Below are 16,765 nucleotides of genomic sequence, written 5' to 3'. Positions count from 1 at the left end.
CGTCAGGCACGCGCGACAATCCACGTATGAGCACTGCACCTGGACCGTACGACAGTGGCCGTGAGCGCGATCGCGACGAGGAGGGAAGGGCCCGCAACCAGCGGCCCCGCGACGGGCTCGGGCGACCCTTGCCCTATGGCACGGACGGCGTGGCCCGGCAGCCCGAGGGCGTCGTGCGCACGCCCGAGGAGTCCGTCGCCGAGGCGCAGGTCCTGCTGGACGCGGGGCGGCCCTTCCACGCGCACGAGGTCTTCGAGGACGCGTGGAAGTCGGGCCCGCCGGCGGAGCGGGACCTGTGGAAGGGACTGGCCCAGCTGGCCGTCGGGCTGACCCACGCGGCCCGCGGCAACACCAAGGGCGGGGCGCGGCTACTGCTGCGCGGCGCGGGGGCGGTCGCGGGCTGGCGGGCGGGGCCGGACGGGCTGGAGCGGCCGTACGGGATCGATCTCACGGAGCTGGCCCGCTGGGCCGAGGCGCTGGCCGACCTGCTGGAGCGCGAGGGGCGGCGGTGGACGCGGCGGCCCGTGCGCCGCGGCTGCGCGGAGGCGCGGCCGGGTAGCGGAAGCCGGCCCGGCACGCCGCCACCTGACCGGCCCCGCCCCACAAAGCCGCGGCCGCACAGGGACACGCGGCCGAGTAGCAGGAGCCGCCCAGTACGCCGCCACCTGACCGGCTCCGCCCCGGCAAAGCCGCGGCTGCACGGGAGCGCACGGCCCAGTAGCAAGAGCCACCCAGTACACCGCCACCAAATCACCAACGCCGCCCCACAAAGCCGCGGCTGCGCGGGAGCGCACGGCCGAGTAACAGGAGCCGCCCGGCACCGCCTCCGGACCGGCTCCGCCCCGCAAAGTCGCAGCTGCGCCGGGGCGCGGCCGGGTAGCGGACGCCGGCCCGGCACGCCGCCACGCGACCGGCCCCGCCCCGCCATGGCCGCAGCCGCGCCGGAACCGCACGGCCCAGTAACAGGAACCACCCAGTACGCCGCCACCAAACCGACCCCGCCCCACAAAGCCACAGGCGCAGGGAACGCACGGCCCAGCAACAGAAGCCCCCAGTACGCCGTCACCAGACCGGCCTCGCCCCGCATGCACGGGCCCGGCCCCGGTGTGAGGGTGGGCGTGTGACGATGACCGATCAGCCGGCTCCCGCCGCGGCGCAGGCGCCGCCCGTCCTCGACCGGCGCCGCCGCAATGTCGTCTTCGTGACGATCATGCTGGGGATGCTGCTGGCCGCCCTCGACCAGACCATCGTCGGCACCGCGCTGCCGACGATCGTGTCGGATCTGGGCGGGGCGGAGCACATGTCGTGGGTGGTGACGTCGTACCTCCTCGCGGAGACCGTCGCCACCGTGCTCGTCGGCAAGTTCGGTGACCTGTTCGGGCGGAAGGTCGTCTTTCAGGTCTCGGCGGTCATCTTCATCACCGGGTCGTTCCTGTGCGGCCTGGCGACGAACATGACGCTGCTCATCGCCTGGCGGGCGATGCAGGGCATCGGCGCCGGCGGCCTGATGGTCACGTCCATGGCGCTGATCGCCGACGTCATCCCGCTGCGCGAGCGCGGCAAGTACCAGGGCGCGATCGGCGCCGTCTTCGGGGTGTCCACCGTCATCGGACCGCTGCTCGGCGGCCTCTTCACGGATCACCTGAGCTGGCGCTGGGCGTTCTACGTCAACGTACCCATCGCGATCGTCGTGGTCATCGCCGCCGCCCGGACCATTCCCGTCGTGAAGTCGGCGCTGCGGCCGGTCATCGACTATCTGGGCATCGCGCTCGTCGCGATCGGGGCGAGCGCGCTGATCCTGGCGACGAGTTGGGGCGGCAACCAGTACGCGTGGGCGTCGCCCACCATCATCGGTCTCTTCGTCGGCGGCCTTGTCGCGCTGGCGCTGTTCTGTGTCGTCGAGACGCGCGCCGCCGAGCCGATGCTGCCGATGCGGCTCTTCGCCGATCCCGTCTTCACGGTCTGTTCGATCCTCAGCTTCATCGTGGGCTTCGCGATGCTCGGCGCGCTGACGTTCCTGCCGACGTATCTCCAGTACGTCGACGGGGACTCGGCCACCGTCTCGGGCGTGCGGACGCTGCCCATGGTGATCGGGCTGCTCATCGCGTCCATCTTCAGCGGCAACGTCGTCAGCAAGACGGGCACGTATCGCATCTTCCCGATCGTCGGCGCCCTGGTGATGGCGCTGGGGCTCTATCTGCTCTCCCTCATGGGCAGCGCCACGAGCGCGTGGCTGGAGTCGGTGTACATGTTCGTGCTCGGCGCCGGTATCGGTCTGTGCATGCAGGTCCTGACGATCGCCGTGCAGAACACCGTCGCGTACGGGGACCTGGGCACCGCCACGTCGGGTGTGACCTTCTTCCGGACGCTGGGCAGTTCCTTCGGTACGGCGGTGTTCGGGACCATCTACGCCAACACCCTCGCGCCGAACCTGGCGGACGGCGTCGCGGCGGCCGCGGGCACCGGCGCCGCGGACCCGGCGACGATCGCGAAGGCGGCGCAGAGTCCGCAGGGCGTGCACGGGCTGCCGGCCCCGGCGGCGGGACCGGTCGTCGAGGCGTACGCGGACACCCTGCACACCGTCTTCCTGTGGACCGTGCCCGTGGCGCTCCTCGGGTTCCTGGTGGCACTGTTCCTCAAGCAGGTGCAGCTGCGGGACAGCGCGCGGATGGGCGCGCCCGACATGGGCGAGGGCTTCGCGCAGCCGGCCCCCGCGGACTCGGGGCATGTCCTGGAGCGCAGCGTCGCCGGGATCGTCCGCAATGTCGGGATGAACACCGCGCGCGGCATCATCCGGGACTCCGACACCCGCCTGGACATCGCGGGCGCCTGGGCGGTCATGCAGGTCTCGCTCTTCACCCGGATGGTCGGGTATGCCGGCCTCGGCCTGATCGCGGCGCGGCGCCGGCTTCCGCCCGAGGTGCTCGTGCCGGTCTTCGACCGGATGGTGGACGAGGGATATATGACCCGCACGGGCACGTATTTCTCGCTGACGCCCGCGGGGGAGCGCGAGGCGGAGGTCATCGGCGCGGCGTGGTCGGCCTGGCTGGGCGAGGAGATCGAGAAGGACCTCGGGCGGCCGTCGGACGAGAAGCTGACGGCGGCGGTGGACGTCATCGCCAAGCGGCTGCTCGCGGAGGATTTGGAGCAGGGGCTGACCCCCGAGACGGCGGGCGCGTCGGCCTCGCGTTGACCTCGCCTCGTCGCCGCGCGGTCGGGCGGCCACGCCGCTACGCGGTGAATGGCGCTACGCCGTGTACTGGGCGCGCAGTTCCCGCTTGAGGACCTTCATGCTGGGGCCGAGCGGGAGCGCGTCGGTGAACTCCACGCGGCGCGGGTACTTGTGGCGGCCGAGGTGTTCCTTCGACCACGTGATGACCGCTTCGGGGTCCTTGGCCGCGCCGGGCGCCGCGACGACGACGGCGCAGACCTCCTCGCCGTGGACGGGGTGGGCCAGGCCGATCACGGCGGCCTGCGCTATGTCGGGATGGCGCATCAGGACCTCCTCGACCTCGCGCGGGTAGACGTTGAAGCCGCCGCGGATGATGACGTCCTTCTTGCGGTCGACGATGCTCAGGAAGCCGTCGGCGTCCTTGGTGCCGAGGTCGCCGCTGCGGAACCAGCCGTCGACCAGTGCCTCGGCGGTGGCCTCGGGGCGCCCCAGGTACCCGGAGAAGACGTTGTGGCCGCGGATCACGACCTCGCCGAGCTCGCCCGTGGGCAGGAGTTCGACGCGGTCGTCGACGTCGGCGCGGGCGATCTCGACATCGACGCCCCACAGCGGGTGGCCGATGGTGCCCGCCTTGGTGCCGAAGTCGGGCTGGTTGACGCAAGCCGCCGGGGACGTCTCGGAGAGCCCGTACCCCTCGTACACGGGCGTTCCGAAGGTCTCCTCGAAGCGTTCGAGTACGGCGACGGGCAGCGAGGCGCCGCCGGAGACGCACAGGCGCAGCTTCGGCAGCTCGGGGACGGACGCGGCGGCGGCCACGAGGCCGACGAACATGGTGGGCACCCCGTGGAAGGTGTTCGCGCCTTCCGCCACCATCAGTTCGATGGCCCGCGCGGCGTCGAAGCGGGGCAGCAGGACGAGCGTCGCGCCCGCCCGCCAGGTGGAGTTCATGGAGACGGTCTGGCCGAAGGCGTGGAAGAGGGGCAGCGCGCCGAGCGCGATGTCGTCGGGGCGGACGTCGTTGGCGTCGAAGGCGTTGACGGTCGCGTTCATCACGAGGTTGAAGTGGCTGAGCACGGCGCCCTTGGGGACGCCGGTGGTGCCGCTGGTGTAGAAGACGACGGCCGGGTCGTCGGCGTCGCGGGTGGCGTACGTGGCCAGGGGCTCGGTGTCGCCGGCCAGGGCCGCAAGCTCTCCCTCGGCGCCCAGTTCCAGCATGCGTACGCCGGTGGCCTCGGCGGCGGCCCGGCCGGTCGGGGCCTGCGCGGGGTGGCACAGGAGGAGGCTCGCGCCGCTGTCCCGCAGGACGTGCTCGACCTCCTCGGCGGCGAGCAGCAGGTGGACGGGGACGACCACTCCCCCGGCGGCCAGGATGGCGTAGTAGGCCTGCGGGAACTCGGCGGTGTTCGGCGCCATCAGGGCGACGCGGTCCCCCGGCCGCACGCCGAGCTCCGCGAGAGCGGCGCCCTGGGCGCGCGCTTCGTGCCACAACTCCCTGAAAGAGAGCCGCAGTTCACCCTCGACGAGGGCGGTGCGGTCCGGGTGGCGGCGGGCGGGTTCGGCGAGGATCGCGGCGAGGGACAGCGTTGCCATGAGGGGTGGTGCTCCGTTCCGTGCGGCCTTGCGGTGGTTCGGATCTGCGGACTGCTGCTGAACTGCTGCCGGATGCCGGGTCAGGCGCGCTCGACGAGGAGCGCGCTGCCCTGGCCCACGCCCACGCACATCGTGGCGAGGCCCCGCGAGGCGCCGGTGCGGCGCATGCGGTGCAGCAGCGTGGTGAGGATCCGGGCGCCCGAGCAGCCGAGGGGGTGGCCGAGCGCGATGGCGCCGCCGGAGGGGTTGACCAGCTCCGGGTCGAAGCCGAGGGCGTCGACGCAGGCGAGCGCCTGGGCGGCGAACGCCTCGTTGAACTCCGCCTCCTGGATGTCGGCGACGCTCCAGCCGACGCGGTCGAGCGCCTTGCGGGTGGCGGGGACGGGCCCGAGGCCCATGACGTCCGGGTGCACGCCCGCCGACGCGCCGGCGGCGTACCGCCCGAGGGATTCGAGGCCCAGGTCGTTCAGGGCCTCCTCGCTGACGAGGAGCAGCCCGGCGGCGCCGTCGTTCATCGGCGACGCGTTGCCCGCGGTGACGGAACCGCCCTTGCGGAAGACCGGCTTCAGGCCGCTGAGCTTCTCGTACGAGGTGTCCTCGCGCACGCATTCGTCCGCGTCGACGACCACGCCGTCGGGACGGGTGACGGGCAGCAGTTCGTCGTCGAAGTGGCCGTCCTTGCGGGCGGCGGCGGCGCGCTGGTGGCTCCGCAGGGCGAAGGTGTCCTGGCGCTCGCGGGAGACGCCGTGGCGCTCGGCGACCTCCTCGGCGGTCTCGCCCATCGCGAGGACGCCGTGCAGGTCCTTCATCCTCGGGTTGGTCAGCCGCCAGCCGAGGCGGGTGTCGGCGGTCTCCATGCGGTGCGGCAGCGCCTCGTCCGGGCGGGGCAGGACGAAGGGGGCGCGGCTCATGGACTCGGAGCCGCCCGCGAGCACGATGTCGGCCTCGCCCGCGGCGATGGTGCGCGCGGCGGTCGTGACGGCTTCGAGTCCGGAGGCGCAGAGCCGGTTGACGGTGGCGCCGGGCACGGACTCGGGGAGGCCCGCGAGGAGGGCGGCCATGCGGGCGACGTTGCGGTTGTCCTCGCCCGCCTGGTTGGCGGCGCCCCAGTAGATGTCGTCGATCCGCGCGGGGTCCAGCTGCGGCAGGTCGGCGAGGAGTCCGCGTACGACGCCCGCGGCGAGGTCGTCGGGACGGACGGTGGAGAGGGCGCCGCGGAGCTTGCCGATGGGGGTGCGGCGGGCGGCGGCGAAGTGGACGGTGCGCACGATACGGCTCCGGATCGTTTTGCGGGTCTCGCTGCGTGGGATGAGCTCTGCTACGCGTAAATTAGCGCTGCTAGTTTTGGAGTCTATGCGGGAGGTGGGGGCTGTGGGAAGGGGGGCCGCCGCCGGACCCGCGCCCCCGCCCGCGAGCCCCCTACTCCTGGCCGCGCCCCAGTTCCGCGAGGCGGGCGAGGGCGGGGAGCGCGTCCGTGATGGCCTGGCGCTGCTCGGGGGTCAGCTGCTCGACGAGCGGCCGCAGATGGCGCGAGCGGTCGGCGCGGCGGGAGCGGCCGACCGCGCGGCCCGCTTCGGTGATGTGGACCAGGACGGCACGGCCGTCGCTCGGATCGGGGCGGCGCTCCACCAGGCCGTCCCGCTCCAGGCGTGTCACCAGCTGTGTGATGCCGGGCTGGCTGACCTGCTCGGTCTTCGTCAGGTCGGTCAGCCGCCGGGGGCTGCCGCCGAACGCGAGGGTGTCGAGCACCGACAGGGTGGTGAACGGCAGCTTCTCCAGCACGGGGAGGCGGATGTAGAAGCGGTTGAAGTTCTCGATCGCCGCGGTGAAGGCCTCGACGTCGAGATCACCGTCCGGATCGTGGGCCCGGCCGCCGTCCGGAGCGTCGGCCTTGCCGCCGTCCAAGACGTCGCCCAGGACGTCGTTGAGGTCGCCTCGCAAGGCGGTGTGCAGTTCGTTGTTCGGCATGTCGTCCACTCTAAGAATGCGTCGCTTGCTTATGTAAGCTTCTTATGTTGTTCGCCCGGCTGTCGCATCGGGGCCGGGAAAGCGCCGGATCGGCGCGGGAACACCTGATCGTTTGTGTGACATCTGTTCACGGTGGGTGAACGCCCATAAGCTGAGCGGCCTTCGCGTGATGGGGGTCCCATGAACGGTCTCCGTACGGTCATCATCTGCCTCGTGATCACGTGCGCCGCGGTGCTGTCGCCGGCCGCGGGAGTGGCACCCGCCGCGGCCGTGACGCCGGGCTGGTCGGCGCTGCCGGTGCCGGCGGCGGCCCCGCCGGTGACGGTGTCCGATCTCGCCGCCCGCGGGCCTGGCGAGGCCTGGGCCACCGGGTACGAGGACGCCGCCGATGGACCGCGGCCGATGCTGTACCGGTGGGACGGCAAGGCATGGAGCCGGGACACCACCTTCCCCGATGCCGGTGAGCCGGGCCGGCTCGGCAAGGTGCGGTTCGTCGGCGAGGAGCCGTGGATCTTCCACGACCGCGCGGGAGGAGGGGAGATCCTGCGCCGGTCGGCGGGAGAGTGGAGCGCCGTCCCGCTGCCGCGGACCCTGCGGGCGTACCAGGACTTCACGGCGGTACCGGGCGCCGCGTGGGTGGTCGGTGAGGACGAGACCGGGCCGAAGGTGTGGCACTACGACGGCTCCGACTGGACCGCGCTGCCCGCCCCGGACGGTGTGCGCTACCTGATGGGGATCACCGCGCGTACCGCCACCGACGCCTGGGCCTGGGGGAACACCGATTCCGGGACCGTCATCCTGCGCTGGGACGGCACCGCCTGGCGGGACGCGAAGGTGTCACTGCCGGCGAACAGCAACGTACACACGATTCTCGTCGAACCGTCGGGCCGGGCCACCATCGGCGGCAGCCAGTACGTCGACGGCTCGGGCCGCACCTACCTGATGACCTGGAACGGACACACCTGGCGCACCGCCCACCCCCCGCTGGGCGACACCTATACCGAGGCCATGGTGCGCGGCCCGGACGGCGCGCTGTGGCTGCCGGTGCGCAGTGACCGCGCGTTCCAGTCGAAGTACGCACGGGTGAACGGCGCCCGCACCACCTTCTCCTACGGCCCCGAGCGCACGAACGCCATCGACGTCAAGCCCCGGGCGCTGGCGCGGGCCGGCTCCGCGCTGCTGTCCTTCGGCACCGTCGAGATCTACGGCTCCAAACCGAACCTGATGAGCGAGCGGCTGGGAGGCTGACCATGGCACGCCGACTTGTCACCGCGGCCCTCGCCGCCGCCCTGACCCTCAGCACCCTCATGGCCTCGGCCGCCGCGGAGACCCGGTCGTCCTGGCAGCACGTCCCGGTTCCGGCCCAGGTACGCCCCCAGGCCGGGCTGAACGAAGCCGTGGCGTTCGGCCCGGGCCGGGCGTGGGCCGTGGGCACGGACGCCGTCGGCCGCGAGGCGCCGGGCTTCCCGCTGATGCTGCGCTGGGACGGAACGGCGTGGCAGCGCCAGAGCCTGCCCGGGGACGGCAGGCAGGGCGAGCTGCTGTCCATCGCGGCGACCTCACCGACCTCGGCCTGGACGGTCGGCCGCGATACGGACGGCGGCGCCCGCCTGCTCCGCTTCGACGGCAGCGCCTGGCACGAGACCCGGCCGCCGCGCGGTGTCGCGCTGACCAAGGTCATCGCCGGCGGCGGTGAGACCTGGCTGATCGGCTCGCGGGACGGCGCGCAGGTGTTGCTGCGCCGGGACGGACGTGACTGGCAGGACGTACCGGCGCCGCCGGGAGCCGTGTACGGCTTGCACGTCAAGGCGGCTGACGACGTGTGGGCCGCGGGCGAGACCAACTCGGGGGCGGCTGTGTCGCATTGGGACGGGCAGGCCTGGGAGCAGACGATCGTGTCCGGCTTCCCGCGGTCGGCCGTCGGCAGTGTGCTCGCGGTCTCGAAGACGGAGGTGTGGGCGGGTGGCACGTCGGGATTCGTCGGCGGGCCGGTGGGCAAGCCGATTCCGCCCCTGCTGGCCCGCTGGGACGGGCAGACGTGGAGCCGGGTGACCATGCCCACCGACTTCGGCTCGGTCAGCTCACTGACGCCCTCCGCGTCCGGCGAGCTGGCCTGGGTCTCGGTGGCCCGCTCACAGAAGCGGGCCGAGCCGGGCAGCTACCCGCCGATCGTTCCCGGGCCGGACTTCCTCGCGTGGGACGGGCAGTCGTTCACCGGGCACAGCGAACCGGCGGTGGCCGGGGAGGGCGAATCATCGACGGTGCGGCTGGCACCGGTGCCGGGGACCGGCACGGGCACGGTGTGGTCGGTCGGCCGCGCCGAGGGCCCCGGGGGTACCTTCGCGCCGCGCATCCTGCGGTTCGGGTGAGACGGCCCCCGGCTCACCTCCCCTCGCCGGGCGGTGTGCCGCAGCTCGGGCCGCCCGGCCCGTCGAACTGCACCGAGCTGAAGAAGTCCTGGTACGTGGGGAAGAAGTTGTCCTTGCCCGTCGGCCCTGCGGAGGTCACAGCCGTGCAGCCGCCGTAGTGCGCGTCGGACCAGAGATAGATGGTCGAGGGCGTGCGGTTCCAGTCGGACTTGGCCCGGTCGTTCATGCCGAGCGCGGCGAGATCGGGGGTGTTCCCCCGGAGCGTGATCATGTCGCCGGTGCCGTCCAGACCCGAGAACATGCAGTAGTAGCCGTCGGGACAGCGGTCGTACCCGTCGGCCGCGTGTGCCGTGGAGACCGGCATCGTGGCGGCAGCCCCGGCGGTCGCCGCCACGAGCAGCGCGGAGAACTTGCGCCTCATGTTCCTCACAGGCCTCATGTTCCTCACAGGGCTCACACGCCTCATATCGCTCATTGCCGCTCCTTCGGTTGCGCTCGTCCGGTCCAGGGACCGTCGACTCCCTCGCCAGCCTGAGGGTGCGCTCGGCATCCCGCGATCCCTCGAAGGAGTGAGCGCGCGGCGGCGCGCGCTACCCGCCCCCCGTGCCGAGGGCGATGCGCACGGCGCCGCCGCGCGCGTCCACCCGGCCGGCCCAGCTCCCCGGGATCCGCAGCGACCGGTTCGGGATCGCCTGGCGCCGACGTCGCGCGCGGTACAGGGTCCGGCCGTCCTGGGTGATCACCAGCGTCGGACGCGCGACGAACTCCGTGATCCGCAGCGTGAAGCCGTCACCGCTGTCGCCCGGCTCGTCCGGTGTCAGACGGTTGGGCGCGATCCAGGCCAGCGGCGCCGTGACCCGCAGCGGGACCGACGCCGAGGGCCAGTCGCCGTCGAAGAGGTAGCGCCGCACCGCGGCGGATGCGGCGGCGCCCTCCCGGGCCACCACGCGTGCCGGTTCGGCGGCGTGCAGGACGTTGCCGACCGCGAAGACGCCCCGCTCGGCGGTGCGGAAGGCACTGTCGACGGCCGGGCCGCGGGTGCCGGGGTCGAGCGGCACGCCGCTGTGTCGCGCCAATTCGTGGTCGGGCACGAAGTCGCCGGTGAAGACCACCGTGTCGCAGGCGAGGTGTGCCGTCCTACCGTCGCGGTGCCGCAGCCGGACGCCCGACAGCCGGCCGTGCCCGAGGAGTTCGGTGACGGTGGCGTCCGTGAGCAGCGGGACGCCGCGCAGCAGCCGGGCCCCGGCCGCGCGGCCACGCGGTGCCTGGTGGTGGGGGTGCTCCGTGACCAGCGCCGCGACCTCGACCCCGGCGCTCCGCAGCAGGTCCAGGGCGGCGAAGCTCACCGGTTCCGCGCCGACGACGACGGCCCGGATGCCGATCCGCTGCCGGTGGCCGTGGACCGCCCGCTGCACCTCGCCCGTGGTGAACACGCCCGCGGGCCGCGTGCCCGGCACCAGGCGTGCGCCGCGCGGCCGTTCGCGCGCGCCCGTGGCGAGGACGACGGCACGGGCGGTGATCCGCTCCAGGCCGCGCGGGCCCGTGGTGTCCAGGGTGAGGGCGTCCGGGCTGCCGGTGACGGTGACGCCGGTCCGCAGCACCGCTCCGGCGCCGACGGCCGCCGCCACGCAGCGCTCCGCGTACTGCGGCCCGGTCAGCCTGAGGCGACCGAAGCCGCCGTGCGCGCAGTACCGCGCGGCGCCGCCCGCCTGCTGGTCCCGGTCGACCACTTCGACCTCGCCCGCGCCCGCCGCGGCGAGCCCCGCGGCGGTGGCGAGTCCCGCCGGGCCCGCGCCCACGACCAGCACGTCGACGATGCGCTCACGCCTCATCCGGACACCGACCCCCCACCCCGTTCGAAGTTCCCGCCGCGTTCGAAGAGTTGCCGTACCGCGTCCCCGCAGTAGAAGCCCTGGCAGCGTCCGCCGCGCGCCCGCGTGCGGCGCCGCAGACCGTCCGGCGAGGCGGGCGGGACAGTGCTCGCGAGCGCGTCACGGATCTCGCCGTGCGTCACCCGCTCGCAGTGGCAGACCACGGTGCCGTAGGCGGGGTCGGCGGCGATGAGGTCCGCGCGCTGGTACGGGCGCGGGAAGGCCTCACCGAGGTTCGGCATGCGTACGGGAGCCAGATCACCCGGTTCGGCGAGGTCCAGGCCGGTGGTGGCGAGGAGTTCGGTGACGTGGGCGGCGATGGCCAGGGACGCGGTGAGCCCGGTCGAGCGGATGCCGCCGACCGTGACGTACCGCTGCTCTTTGTGGGCGCTGATGCGGTAGTCGTCGTGCTCGGTGGCGGCGCGCAGTCCGGCGTAGACCGCGGTGACCTCCTCGTCGAGCAGTTCGGGCAGGACGCGCCGGCCCTTCTCGCGCAGCGCGGCGATGCCCTCGGCGCTCGTCCCGGTGGCCGTCTTGTCGTCCAGGTCCTCGGCGGTGGGGCCGAGGAGGACGTTGCCGTACACGGTCGGGGCGACCAGGACGCCCTTGCCGAGCGCGGTGGGGACGGGCAGCAGGATGTGGGTCAGCAGGCCACGGGCGAACTTGTCGAAGACGATGAGCTGGCCCCGGCGCGGGGTGACGGTGAAGTCGTCGTGGCCGAGCAGGCGGTCGACGGTGTCGGCGTGCAGACCCGCGGCGTTGACGAGGTACCGGGTGCGCAGGGTGCCGCGGCTCGTCGTCAGCTCATGCCGTCCGCCGCGCCGACCCGCCTGTGACACCCGGCAGTTGAGGTGCAGGTCGACGCCCGCGCGTACCGCCTGCGTGGCGTACGCGAGGGTCGTCGTCCAGGGGCAGATGATGCTCTCCCCGGGCACGTCGAGGGCGCCGCGCGCGCCGGGGCCGAGGTGCGGCTCGCGGGCCCTGACCTCCTCGGGGCCGATGATCCGCGCCTGGTCGTAGCCGTTGCGGTCGGCCTTGTCCAACAGCCCGGGCAGGGCGGCCAGTTGCTCCTCGTCCCAGGCGACGAGGAGTGCGCCGACCGGCTCCACGGGGATGCCGGACTCGGTGGCGTACGCGGTGAGGAGCCGCTGCCCCTCGCGGACGAGGCGGGACTCCAGGGAGCCGGGCACGGCGTCGAAGCCGGTGTGCAGGATCGCGGTGTTGCCCTTGGAGGTGCCTTCGCCGACGTCGTTCGAGGCATCCACGAGGGCGACGTCCAGGCCGGGCCGGCGGGCCAGTTCGCGGGCGATGGCCGCGCCCACGACGCCGGCGCCTATCACGGTGACGTCGTACGTGGTGTCCGGCACCGTCCCGTGCCTCGTGACGCGCCCGGCGCTCTTGGCGGGGGTCATGAGGGCGTACGTTCGAGCAGTGCCGTCACGGCCGACCGGAAGCCCGCGAGGCGTTCGGCCGCCTCGTCCGCGCCGATCCGTGGTGCGTAGACGGCGGCGGGCCGCCACGCGGGGATCGCGTCGGCGAGCGGCAGGCCGGGGTCCAGGCCGACGCGGGCGACGGCGGCGGCGCCGAGCGCGGTCGCGTCCGGCACCGCGGAGACCTCGACGGGGAGTTGGAGCAGGTCGGCCTGGGTCTGCATGAGCAGGGCGGAGCGCGTGAGGCCACCGTCGACCCGCAGGCTCGTCAGGGGTTCGCCCAGGTCGGCCGCGACCGCGTCGGCGAGGGAGACGACCTGCGCGGCGATGCCCTCGCACAGGGCGCGGACCAGGTGCCCGGCGGTGGTGTCGAGGCCGAGCCCGGTCAGTGAGCCGCGCAGGTCGCCGCGCCACCAGGGGGCCGCGAGGCCGGCGAGCGCGGGGACGAAGGTGACGCCGCCCGCGTCGGGGACGGCGGAGCCCACGGGGTCGAGGTCCTCGGCGCCGGTGATCACGCCGAGATCGGTGAGCCAGCGGACGGCGGAGGCGACGGTGTAGACCTGCCCGTCGAGGCAGTAGCTGCTCTTTCCGTCGAGCCGCCAGGCGACGCAGCTGACCAGTCCCGAGTCGCCGCGGCGGGGCCGCGCGCCGGTCTGGGCGAGCAGGAACGCCCCTGTGCCGTAGGTGCACTTGGCGCTGCCCGGCTCCGTCACGTCCAGGGCGAGCAGCGCGGCCTGCTGGTCGACGAGGAGCCCGGTGAGCGGGATCTCGGGGCCGAACGTGGTGGTGGTGCCGACGTGGCCCGCCGCGTCGACGACGGCGGGCAGGCGCTCCTCGGCGAGTCCGTAGATCTCCAGGGCGCGCGGTGACCATGTGACGTCGTCGAGGTCGAGGAGCTGGGTGCGGCCCGCCGTCGCGGCGTCGGTGACGTAGGCGCCGGTGAGCCGGTGGACGAGCCAGGCGTCGCTGGTGGTGACCACGCCCCGCCGGGTGAGGTGGCGGCGTATCCACGCCATCTTGGGCGCGGCGAAGTAGGGGTCGAGCGGGAGGCCGGTGAGCTGCTGCAACTCCGCCGCGTGCGCGTCGAGTTCGTCGCAGACCGTGGCGGCGCGGCGGTCCTGCCAGACGAGGGCCCGGGTGAGCGGTTCGCCGGAGTCGGGGTCCCAGGCCAGGACCGTCTCGCCCTGGTTGGCGAGGCCGACGGCGGCGACCGGTTCGCCCGCGTCGGCCAGGGCCTGCCGGCCCGCGTCGAGGACGGAGGAGAGCAGCTCGGCGGGGTCGGCCTCCACCAGGCCGCCGGGCAGGAAGCGGGGCCGGACGGCCGCCGCGCCCGAGCCGATGACGCCGCGCTCCGGGCAGACGACGAGGGCCTTCGTCCCGGAGGTGCCCTGGTCGACGGCGAGCACGGGCCGCCGCGCCGGGGGCCGCTCATAGCTGATCACCGCGGAAGCCTGCTACAGGCGGGCGGAGGGCGTCAAGGGAACGGGACGGCCGCGAGGAGATGTCCCGAATCGGCCGCGACCCGACAAGGCGGGACATCAAATGGGCGCCCGGCGCGCCGTGTTGACAAAAGCCGGTCACAAAAGATCCAAGAAGTGCCGTGAACCGGAAAGCCCGGATCTACACTGACCGCCGAGCAACATCGACAACCCCCTCTCGGACCCGGCCAGTTCACGCTCGCCGCCTCTTCCCCCAACAGAGGACTCATGCCCATGCCGTCAGGCAGCCCCGTGTATCACCCGGCGGGCCACGACGAACCGCTGCGCGCGGTGCTCCAGGACCTCAAGGCGGGTCGCTGGGTCTCCACGCGCAATCTGCTGACCGAGACGCCCGACTGGGGGCTGTGGACGCAACGTACGCAGATACTGGCGGCCGCCGTCGCCGGCTCCGACGTGGTGCGCGCCTGGCGTGCCGAGGAGCCGCACAGCACCTCGGCCGCCGTCCTGCACACCCGGGTCCTCGTGGAGCGGGCCCTGCGCGCGCACCGGGCGGGACACCGGCGGACCAACGACCTGTGGCGCGACGCGGTCACCGCGTGCGCCGCCACGTCCGCCCTGTCGCCGGAGGACCCGGTGCCGTGGGTCTGCCTGCTCGCCCTGGCCCGTCTCGACGAGGGACAGCGGTGGGACGAGCACCGCGTCGCGCCTCCGGAGCCGATGCTCTTCCCCGGCCCCTGGCAGCTGCTGGCCGAGGCCGACAAGCGCGACCCGGGCAACCGCGAGGCGTACCACCGGATGCTCCAGTTCGTGTACGGGCGCCGCTTTGGGGGCCCGCTCACCGAGGCGTACAACTTCGTGCAGTGGGCGGCGGCCTCCGCGCCCGCCGGTTCGGCGCTGCACCTGCTGCCGCTGTACGTGCGCGTCGAGCGCTACCGCAGGGAAGCGGGCAACGAACGGGCGCTGGACCTGCACTGGATCTCGGAGGACGCGACGCGGGGCGCGCTGCGCGCCCTACATCTGTGGTTCGACCACGCGTTGCCCGCGGCGACCTCGCTCCTGGACCTCAACCACCTGGCGCACGCCCTGTGGGGCGCGCATCAATTCCACGACGCGTCACGGGTGTTCGAGGCCCTCGACCCCTTCTACACGGTCGTGCCGTGGACATACCGCACCCACTCCCCCGGCGACGCGGACGCGGCCGCCGAGGTCTTCGTCCAGGCCCGCTCCCGCTGCTTCGCCGCCTCCCGCGACACGCGCTAGTCCCGGCGGGCCGCCCCTCGCCCCCCCGTTCCCCGTTCCCCGTTCCCCGTTCCCCGTTCCCCACCATCGCTCACCCTCCGGAGGTACATCCGTGTCCCGCACCACCTGGTCGTCGAGCACCGTCCCAGCGCCACGCCAGGACGAGGAGCAGAAGCTCAGAGAGCTCGGCTACCAGCCCGTCCTGGCCCGCCGCATGGGCGGGTTCGGCAACTTCGCCATCAGCTTCTCCGTGATCTCCATCCTCTCCGGCTGCATGACGCTGTACGGCTTCGGCATGAACACCGGCGGCCCCGCCGTGATGCTCTGGGGCTGGGCCGGCGTCGGCCTCTTCGTGCTCTGCGTGGGCCTCGCGCTCGCCGAGGTCACGAGCGCGTACCCCACGTCCGGGGCGCTCTACTACATGGCCGACCGGCTCGGCGGGCGCCGCTGGGGCTGGTACACGGGCTGGCTGAACCTGCTCGGTCTGCTCGGCGCGATCGCGGGCATCGACTACGGAGCGGCGCTGTTCACCGGAGCGTTCCTGAACCTGCGGTTCGGCTTCGAGCCGACCCCGGAGAAGACCTTCCTGATCTTCCTGTGCATCCTGCTCGTGCACGCCCTGCTCAACCTGTTCAACGTCCGCCTGGTGAGTCTGCTCAACTCCATCAGCGTGTGGTGGCACCTGGCCGGTGTGGCCGTGATCGTCGGGGCCCTCGCGATCGTCCCGGACCACCACCAGTCGCCGTCGTTCGTCTTCGGCGAGTTCTTCGACGGCACCGGCTGGGACAACCCGCTCTACGTGACGGCGATCGGCCTGCTCCTCGCGCAGTACACGTTCTCCGGATACGACGCGTCCGCCCACCTGTCCGAGGAGACCTCCAACGCGTCGGTGACCGCGGCGCGCGGCATCGTGCGCGCCATCTGGGCGTCGTGGATCGCCGGTTTCGTGCTGCTCGCCGGGCTCACCTTCGCGATCCAGGACTACGCGGGCACGCTGGGCACGGATACCGGGGTGCCGCCCGCCCAGATCATGATCGACGCGGTCGGCGAGTCCGGGGCGACCGCGCTGCTGCTCATCGTCATCGTGGCGCAGCTGTTCTGCGGCAACGCCGAGACGGCCGCCGCGAGCCGGATGGTCTTCGCGTTCTCCCGCGACAACGCGCTGCCCGGCTCCGCCCTGTGGCGCAAGGTCAGCTCCCGCACGCAGGTCCCGGTGCCCGCGGTGTGGCTGTCGGTGGGCCTCGCCGCCGCGATCGCCCTGCCCTCGCTGTACTCGGCGACCGCGTACACCGCCGTGACCGCCATCAACGTCATCGGCATCACGCCCGCCTACGCCATCCCGATCTTCCTGCGGCTCCGCGCGGGCGACCGCTTCCGGCCGGGCCCGTGGAACCTGGGGCGCTGGAGCAAGCCCATCGGCTGGGTCGCGGTGGTCTGGGTGGCGTTCGTGACGGTCCTGTTCTGCCTGCCGCAGGCCTCGCCGGTGACGGTCAGTTCGATGAACTACGCGGCGATCGCGCTGGCCGTGGTGCTGATCCTCGCCACCGTGTGGTGGTTCGTGGCGCGCCGCTCGTACAGCACCCCGCAGGCGTACGGCTCGGACCGTGAGCAGGCCGAGGTCGCGGAGGGCATCGTCTGATCGCCTGACGGAGCCCAGGCGCGCGCCGCCTCCTGGCTGGCGGCGCGG

At 73.2% G+C, this 16,765-nt stretch carries 12 protein-coding genes and 1 pseudogene; 6 read left to right on the top strand and 7 right to left on the bottom strand.

The features are described from left to right. The first annotated feature begins 26 nt into the window (after positions 1 to 26). Both KKZ08_RS34830 and KKZ08_RS34825 read left to right on the top strand, forming a co-directional pair. Positions 27 to 559: pseudogene (locus tag KKZ08_RS34830) on the top strand (DUF309 domain-containing protein). Between the two features lie 567 nt (positions 560 to 1,126). Further along, positions 1,127 to 3,193, top strand: coding sequence for an MDR family MFS transporter (locus tag KKZ08_RS34825; protein ID WP_223778222.1), 2,067 nt, complete (start codon positions 1,127 to 1,129; stop codon positions 3,191 to 3,193). 54 nt (positions 3,194 to 3,247) lie between these two features. Here the strand turns inward: KKZ08_RS34825 and KKZ08_RS34820 are convergent, their stop codons facing one another. The 3 genes from KKZ08_RS34820 to KKZ08_RS34810 form a co-directional block, all read right to left on the bottom strand. Continuing rightward, positions 3,248 to 4,762, bottom strand: coding sequence for a long-chain fatty acid--CoA ligase (locus tag KKZ08_RS34820; protein ID WP_223778221.1), 1,515 nt, complete (start codon positions 4,760 to 4,762; stop codon positions 3,248 to 3,250). A gap of 80 nt (positions 4,763 to 4,842) precedes the next feature. Beyond that, positions 4,843 to 6,030 (bottom strand): thiolase family protein, encoded by a 1,188-nt coding sequence (locus KKZ08_RS34815; protein ID WP_223778220.1) that lies wholly within the window; start codon positions 6,028 to 6,030, stop codon positions 4,843 to 4,845. A 151-nt stretch (positions 6,031 to 6,181) separates the two neighbouring features. Further along, positions 6,182 to 6,730 carry a MarR family transcriptional regulator gene (locus KKZ08_RS34810; RefSeq protein WP_223778219.1) on the bottom strand — a complete coding sequence of 183 codons (549 nt, stop codon included), beginning with the start codon at positions 6,728 to 6,730 and terminating at the stop codon, positions 6,182 to 6,184. 180 nt (positions 6,731 to 6,910) lie between these two features. On the opposite strand from KKZ08_RS34810, the gene KKZ08_RS34805 reads away from it, so the two are divergent. Both KKZ08_RS34805 and KKZ08_RS34800 read left to right on the top strand, forming a co-directional pair. Then, positions 6,911 to 7,978 (top strand): hypothetical protein, encoded by a 1,068-nt coding sequence (locus KKZ08_RS34805; RefSeq protein ID WP_223778218.1) that lies wholly within the window; start codon positions 6,911 to 6,913, stop codon positions 7,976 to 7,978. A gap of 2 nt (positions 7,979 to 7,980) precedes the next feature. Continuing rightward, on the top strand, positions 7,981 to 9,099 hold the full coding sequence (locus KKZ08_RS34800; RefSeq protein ID WP_223778217.1) for a hypothetical protein: 1,119 nt from the start codon (positions 7,981 to 7,983) through the stop codon (positions 9,097 to 9,099). A gap of 13 nt (positions 9,100 to 9,112) precedes the next feature. On the opposite strand, the gene KKZ08_RS34795 is transcribed toward KKZ08_RS34800, so the two are convergent. The 4 genes from KKZ08_RS34795 to KKZ08_RS34780 all read right to left on the bottom strand — a co-directional run bounded on the left by KKZ08_RS34795 (position 9,113) and on the right by KKZ08_RS34780 (position 13,842). After that, positions 9,113 to 9,520: a peptidase inhibitor family I36 protein gene (locus KKZ08_RS34795; protein WP_223779318.1), complete on the bottom strand. Its 408-nt coding sequence runs from the start codon at positions 9,518 to 9,520 to the stop codon at positions 9,113 to 9,115. Positions 9,521 to 9,689: 169 nt separating this feature from the next. Further along, positions 9,690 to 10,931 (bottom strand): FAD-dependent oxidoreductase, encoded by a 1,242-nt coding sequence (locus KKZ08_RS34790; RefSeq protein WP_223778216.1) that lies wholly within the window; start codon positions 10,929 to 10,931, stop codon positions 9,690 to 9,692. Further along, positions 10,928 to 12,382: an FAD-dependent oxidoreductase gene (locus KKZ08_RS34785; protein ID WP_223778215.1), complete on the bottom strand. Its 1,455-nt coding sequence runs from the start codon at positions 12,380 to 12,382 to the stop codon at positions 10,928 to 10,930. Before KKZ08_RS34785 ends, KKZ08_RS34790 begins: the two co-directional genes overlap by 4 nt. Next, positions 12,379 to 13,842, bottom strand: coding sequence for an FGGY family carbohydrate kinase (locus KKZ08_RS34780; RefSeq protein WP_223778214.1), 1,464 nt, complete (start codon positions 13,840 to 13,842; stop codon positions 12,379 to 12,381). The genes KKZ08_RS34785 and KKZ08_RS34780 overlap by 4 nt, the downstream gene beginning before the upstream one ends. Positions 13,843 to 14,112: 270 nt before the next feature. Here KKZ08_RS34780 and KKZ08_RS34775 point away from each other — a divergent pair, with 270 nt between their 5' ends. Together KKZ08_RS34775 and KKZ08_RS34770 are read left to right on the top strand one after the other, a co-directional pair. Then, positions 14,113 to 15,099 carry a hypothetical protein gene (locus KKZ08_RS34775; RefSeq protein WP_223778213.1) on the top strand — a complete coding sequence of 329 codons (987 nt, stop codon included), beginning with the start codon at positions 14,113 to 14,115 and terminating at the stop codon, positions 15,097 to 15,099. A 91-nt stretch (positions 15,100 to 15,190) separates the two neighbouring features. Beyond that, on the top strand, positions 15,191 to 16,717 hold the full coding sequence (locus tag KKZ08_RS34770) for an amino acid permease (RefSeq protein ID WP_223778212.1): 1,527 nt from the start codon (positions 15,191 to 15,193) through the stop codon (positions 16,715 to 16,717). The last annotated feature ends 48 nt before the right edge of the window (positions 16,718 to 16,765 follow it).

It is taken from the genome of Streptomyces sp. 135, from assembly GCF_020026305.1.
In the GTDB taxonomy this organism is placed as follows: domain Bacteria; phylum Actinomycetota; class Actinomycetes; order Streptomycetales; family Streptomycetaceae; genus Streptomyces.
Note: the sequence above shows the minus strand (reverse complement) of the source record. Positions and strands in the feature narration are given on the sequence as shown.

Bases quoted from the DNA above. Each gene is read 5' to 3' on its own strand.
- KKZ08_RS34805 (WP_223778218.1), top strand. From the start codon at position 6,911: ATGAACGGTCTCCGTACGGTCATCATCTGCCTCGTGATCACGTGCGCC.
- KKZ08_RS34825 (WP_223778222.1), top strand. From the start codon at position 1,127: ATGACCGATCAGCCGGCTCCCGCCGCGGCGCAGGCGCCGCCCGTCCTC.
- KKZ08_RS34820 (WP_223778221.1), bottom strand. From the start codon at position 4,762: ATGGCAACGCTGTCCCTCGCCGCGATCCTCGCCGAACCCGCCCGCCGC.
- KKZ08_RS34775 (WP_223778213.1), top strand. From the start codon at position 14,113: ATGCCGTCAGGCAGCCCCGTGTATCACCCGGCGGGCCACGACGAACCG.
- KKZ08_RS34795 (WP_223779318.1), bottom strand. From the start codon at position 9,520: ATGAGGCGCAAGTTCTCCGCGCTGCTCGTGGCGGCGACCGCCGGGGCT.
- KKZ08_RS34800 (WP_223778217.1), top strand. From the start codon at position 7,981: ATGGCACGCCGACTTGTCACCGCGGCCCTCGCCGCCGCCCTGACCCTC.
- KKZ08_RS34810 (WP_223778219.1), bottom strand. From the start codon at position 6,730: ATGCCGAACAACGAACTGCACACCGCCTTGCGAGGCGACCTCAACGAC.
- KKZ08_RS34785 (WP_223778215.1), bottom strand. From the start codon at position 12,382: ATGACCCCCGCCAAGAGCGCCGGGCGCGTCACGAGGCACGGGACGGTG.
- KKZ08_RS34790 (WP_223778216.1), bottom strand. From the start codon at position 10,931: ATGAGGCGTGAGCGCATCGTCGACGTGCTGGTCGTGGGCGCGGGCCCG.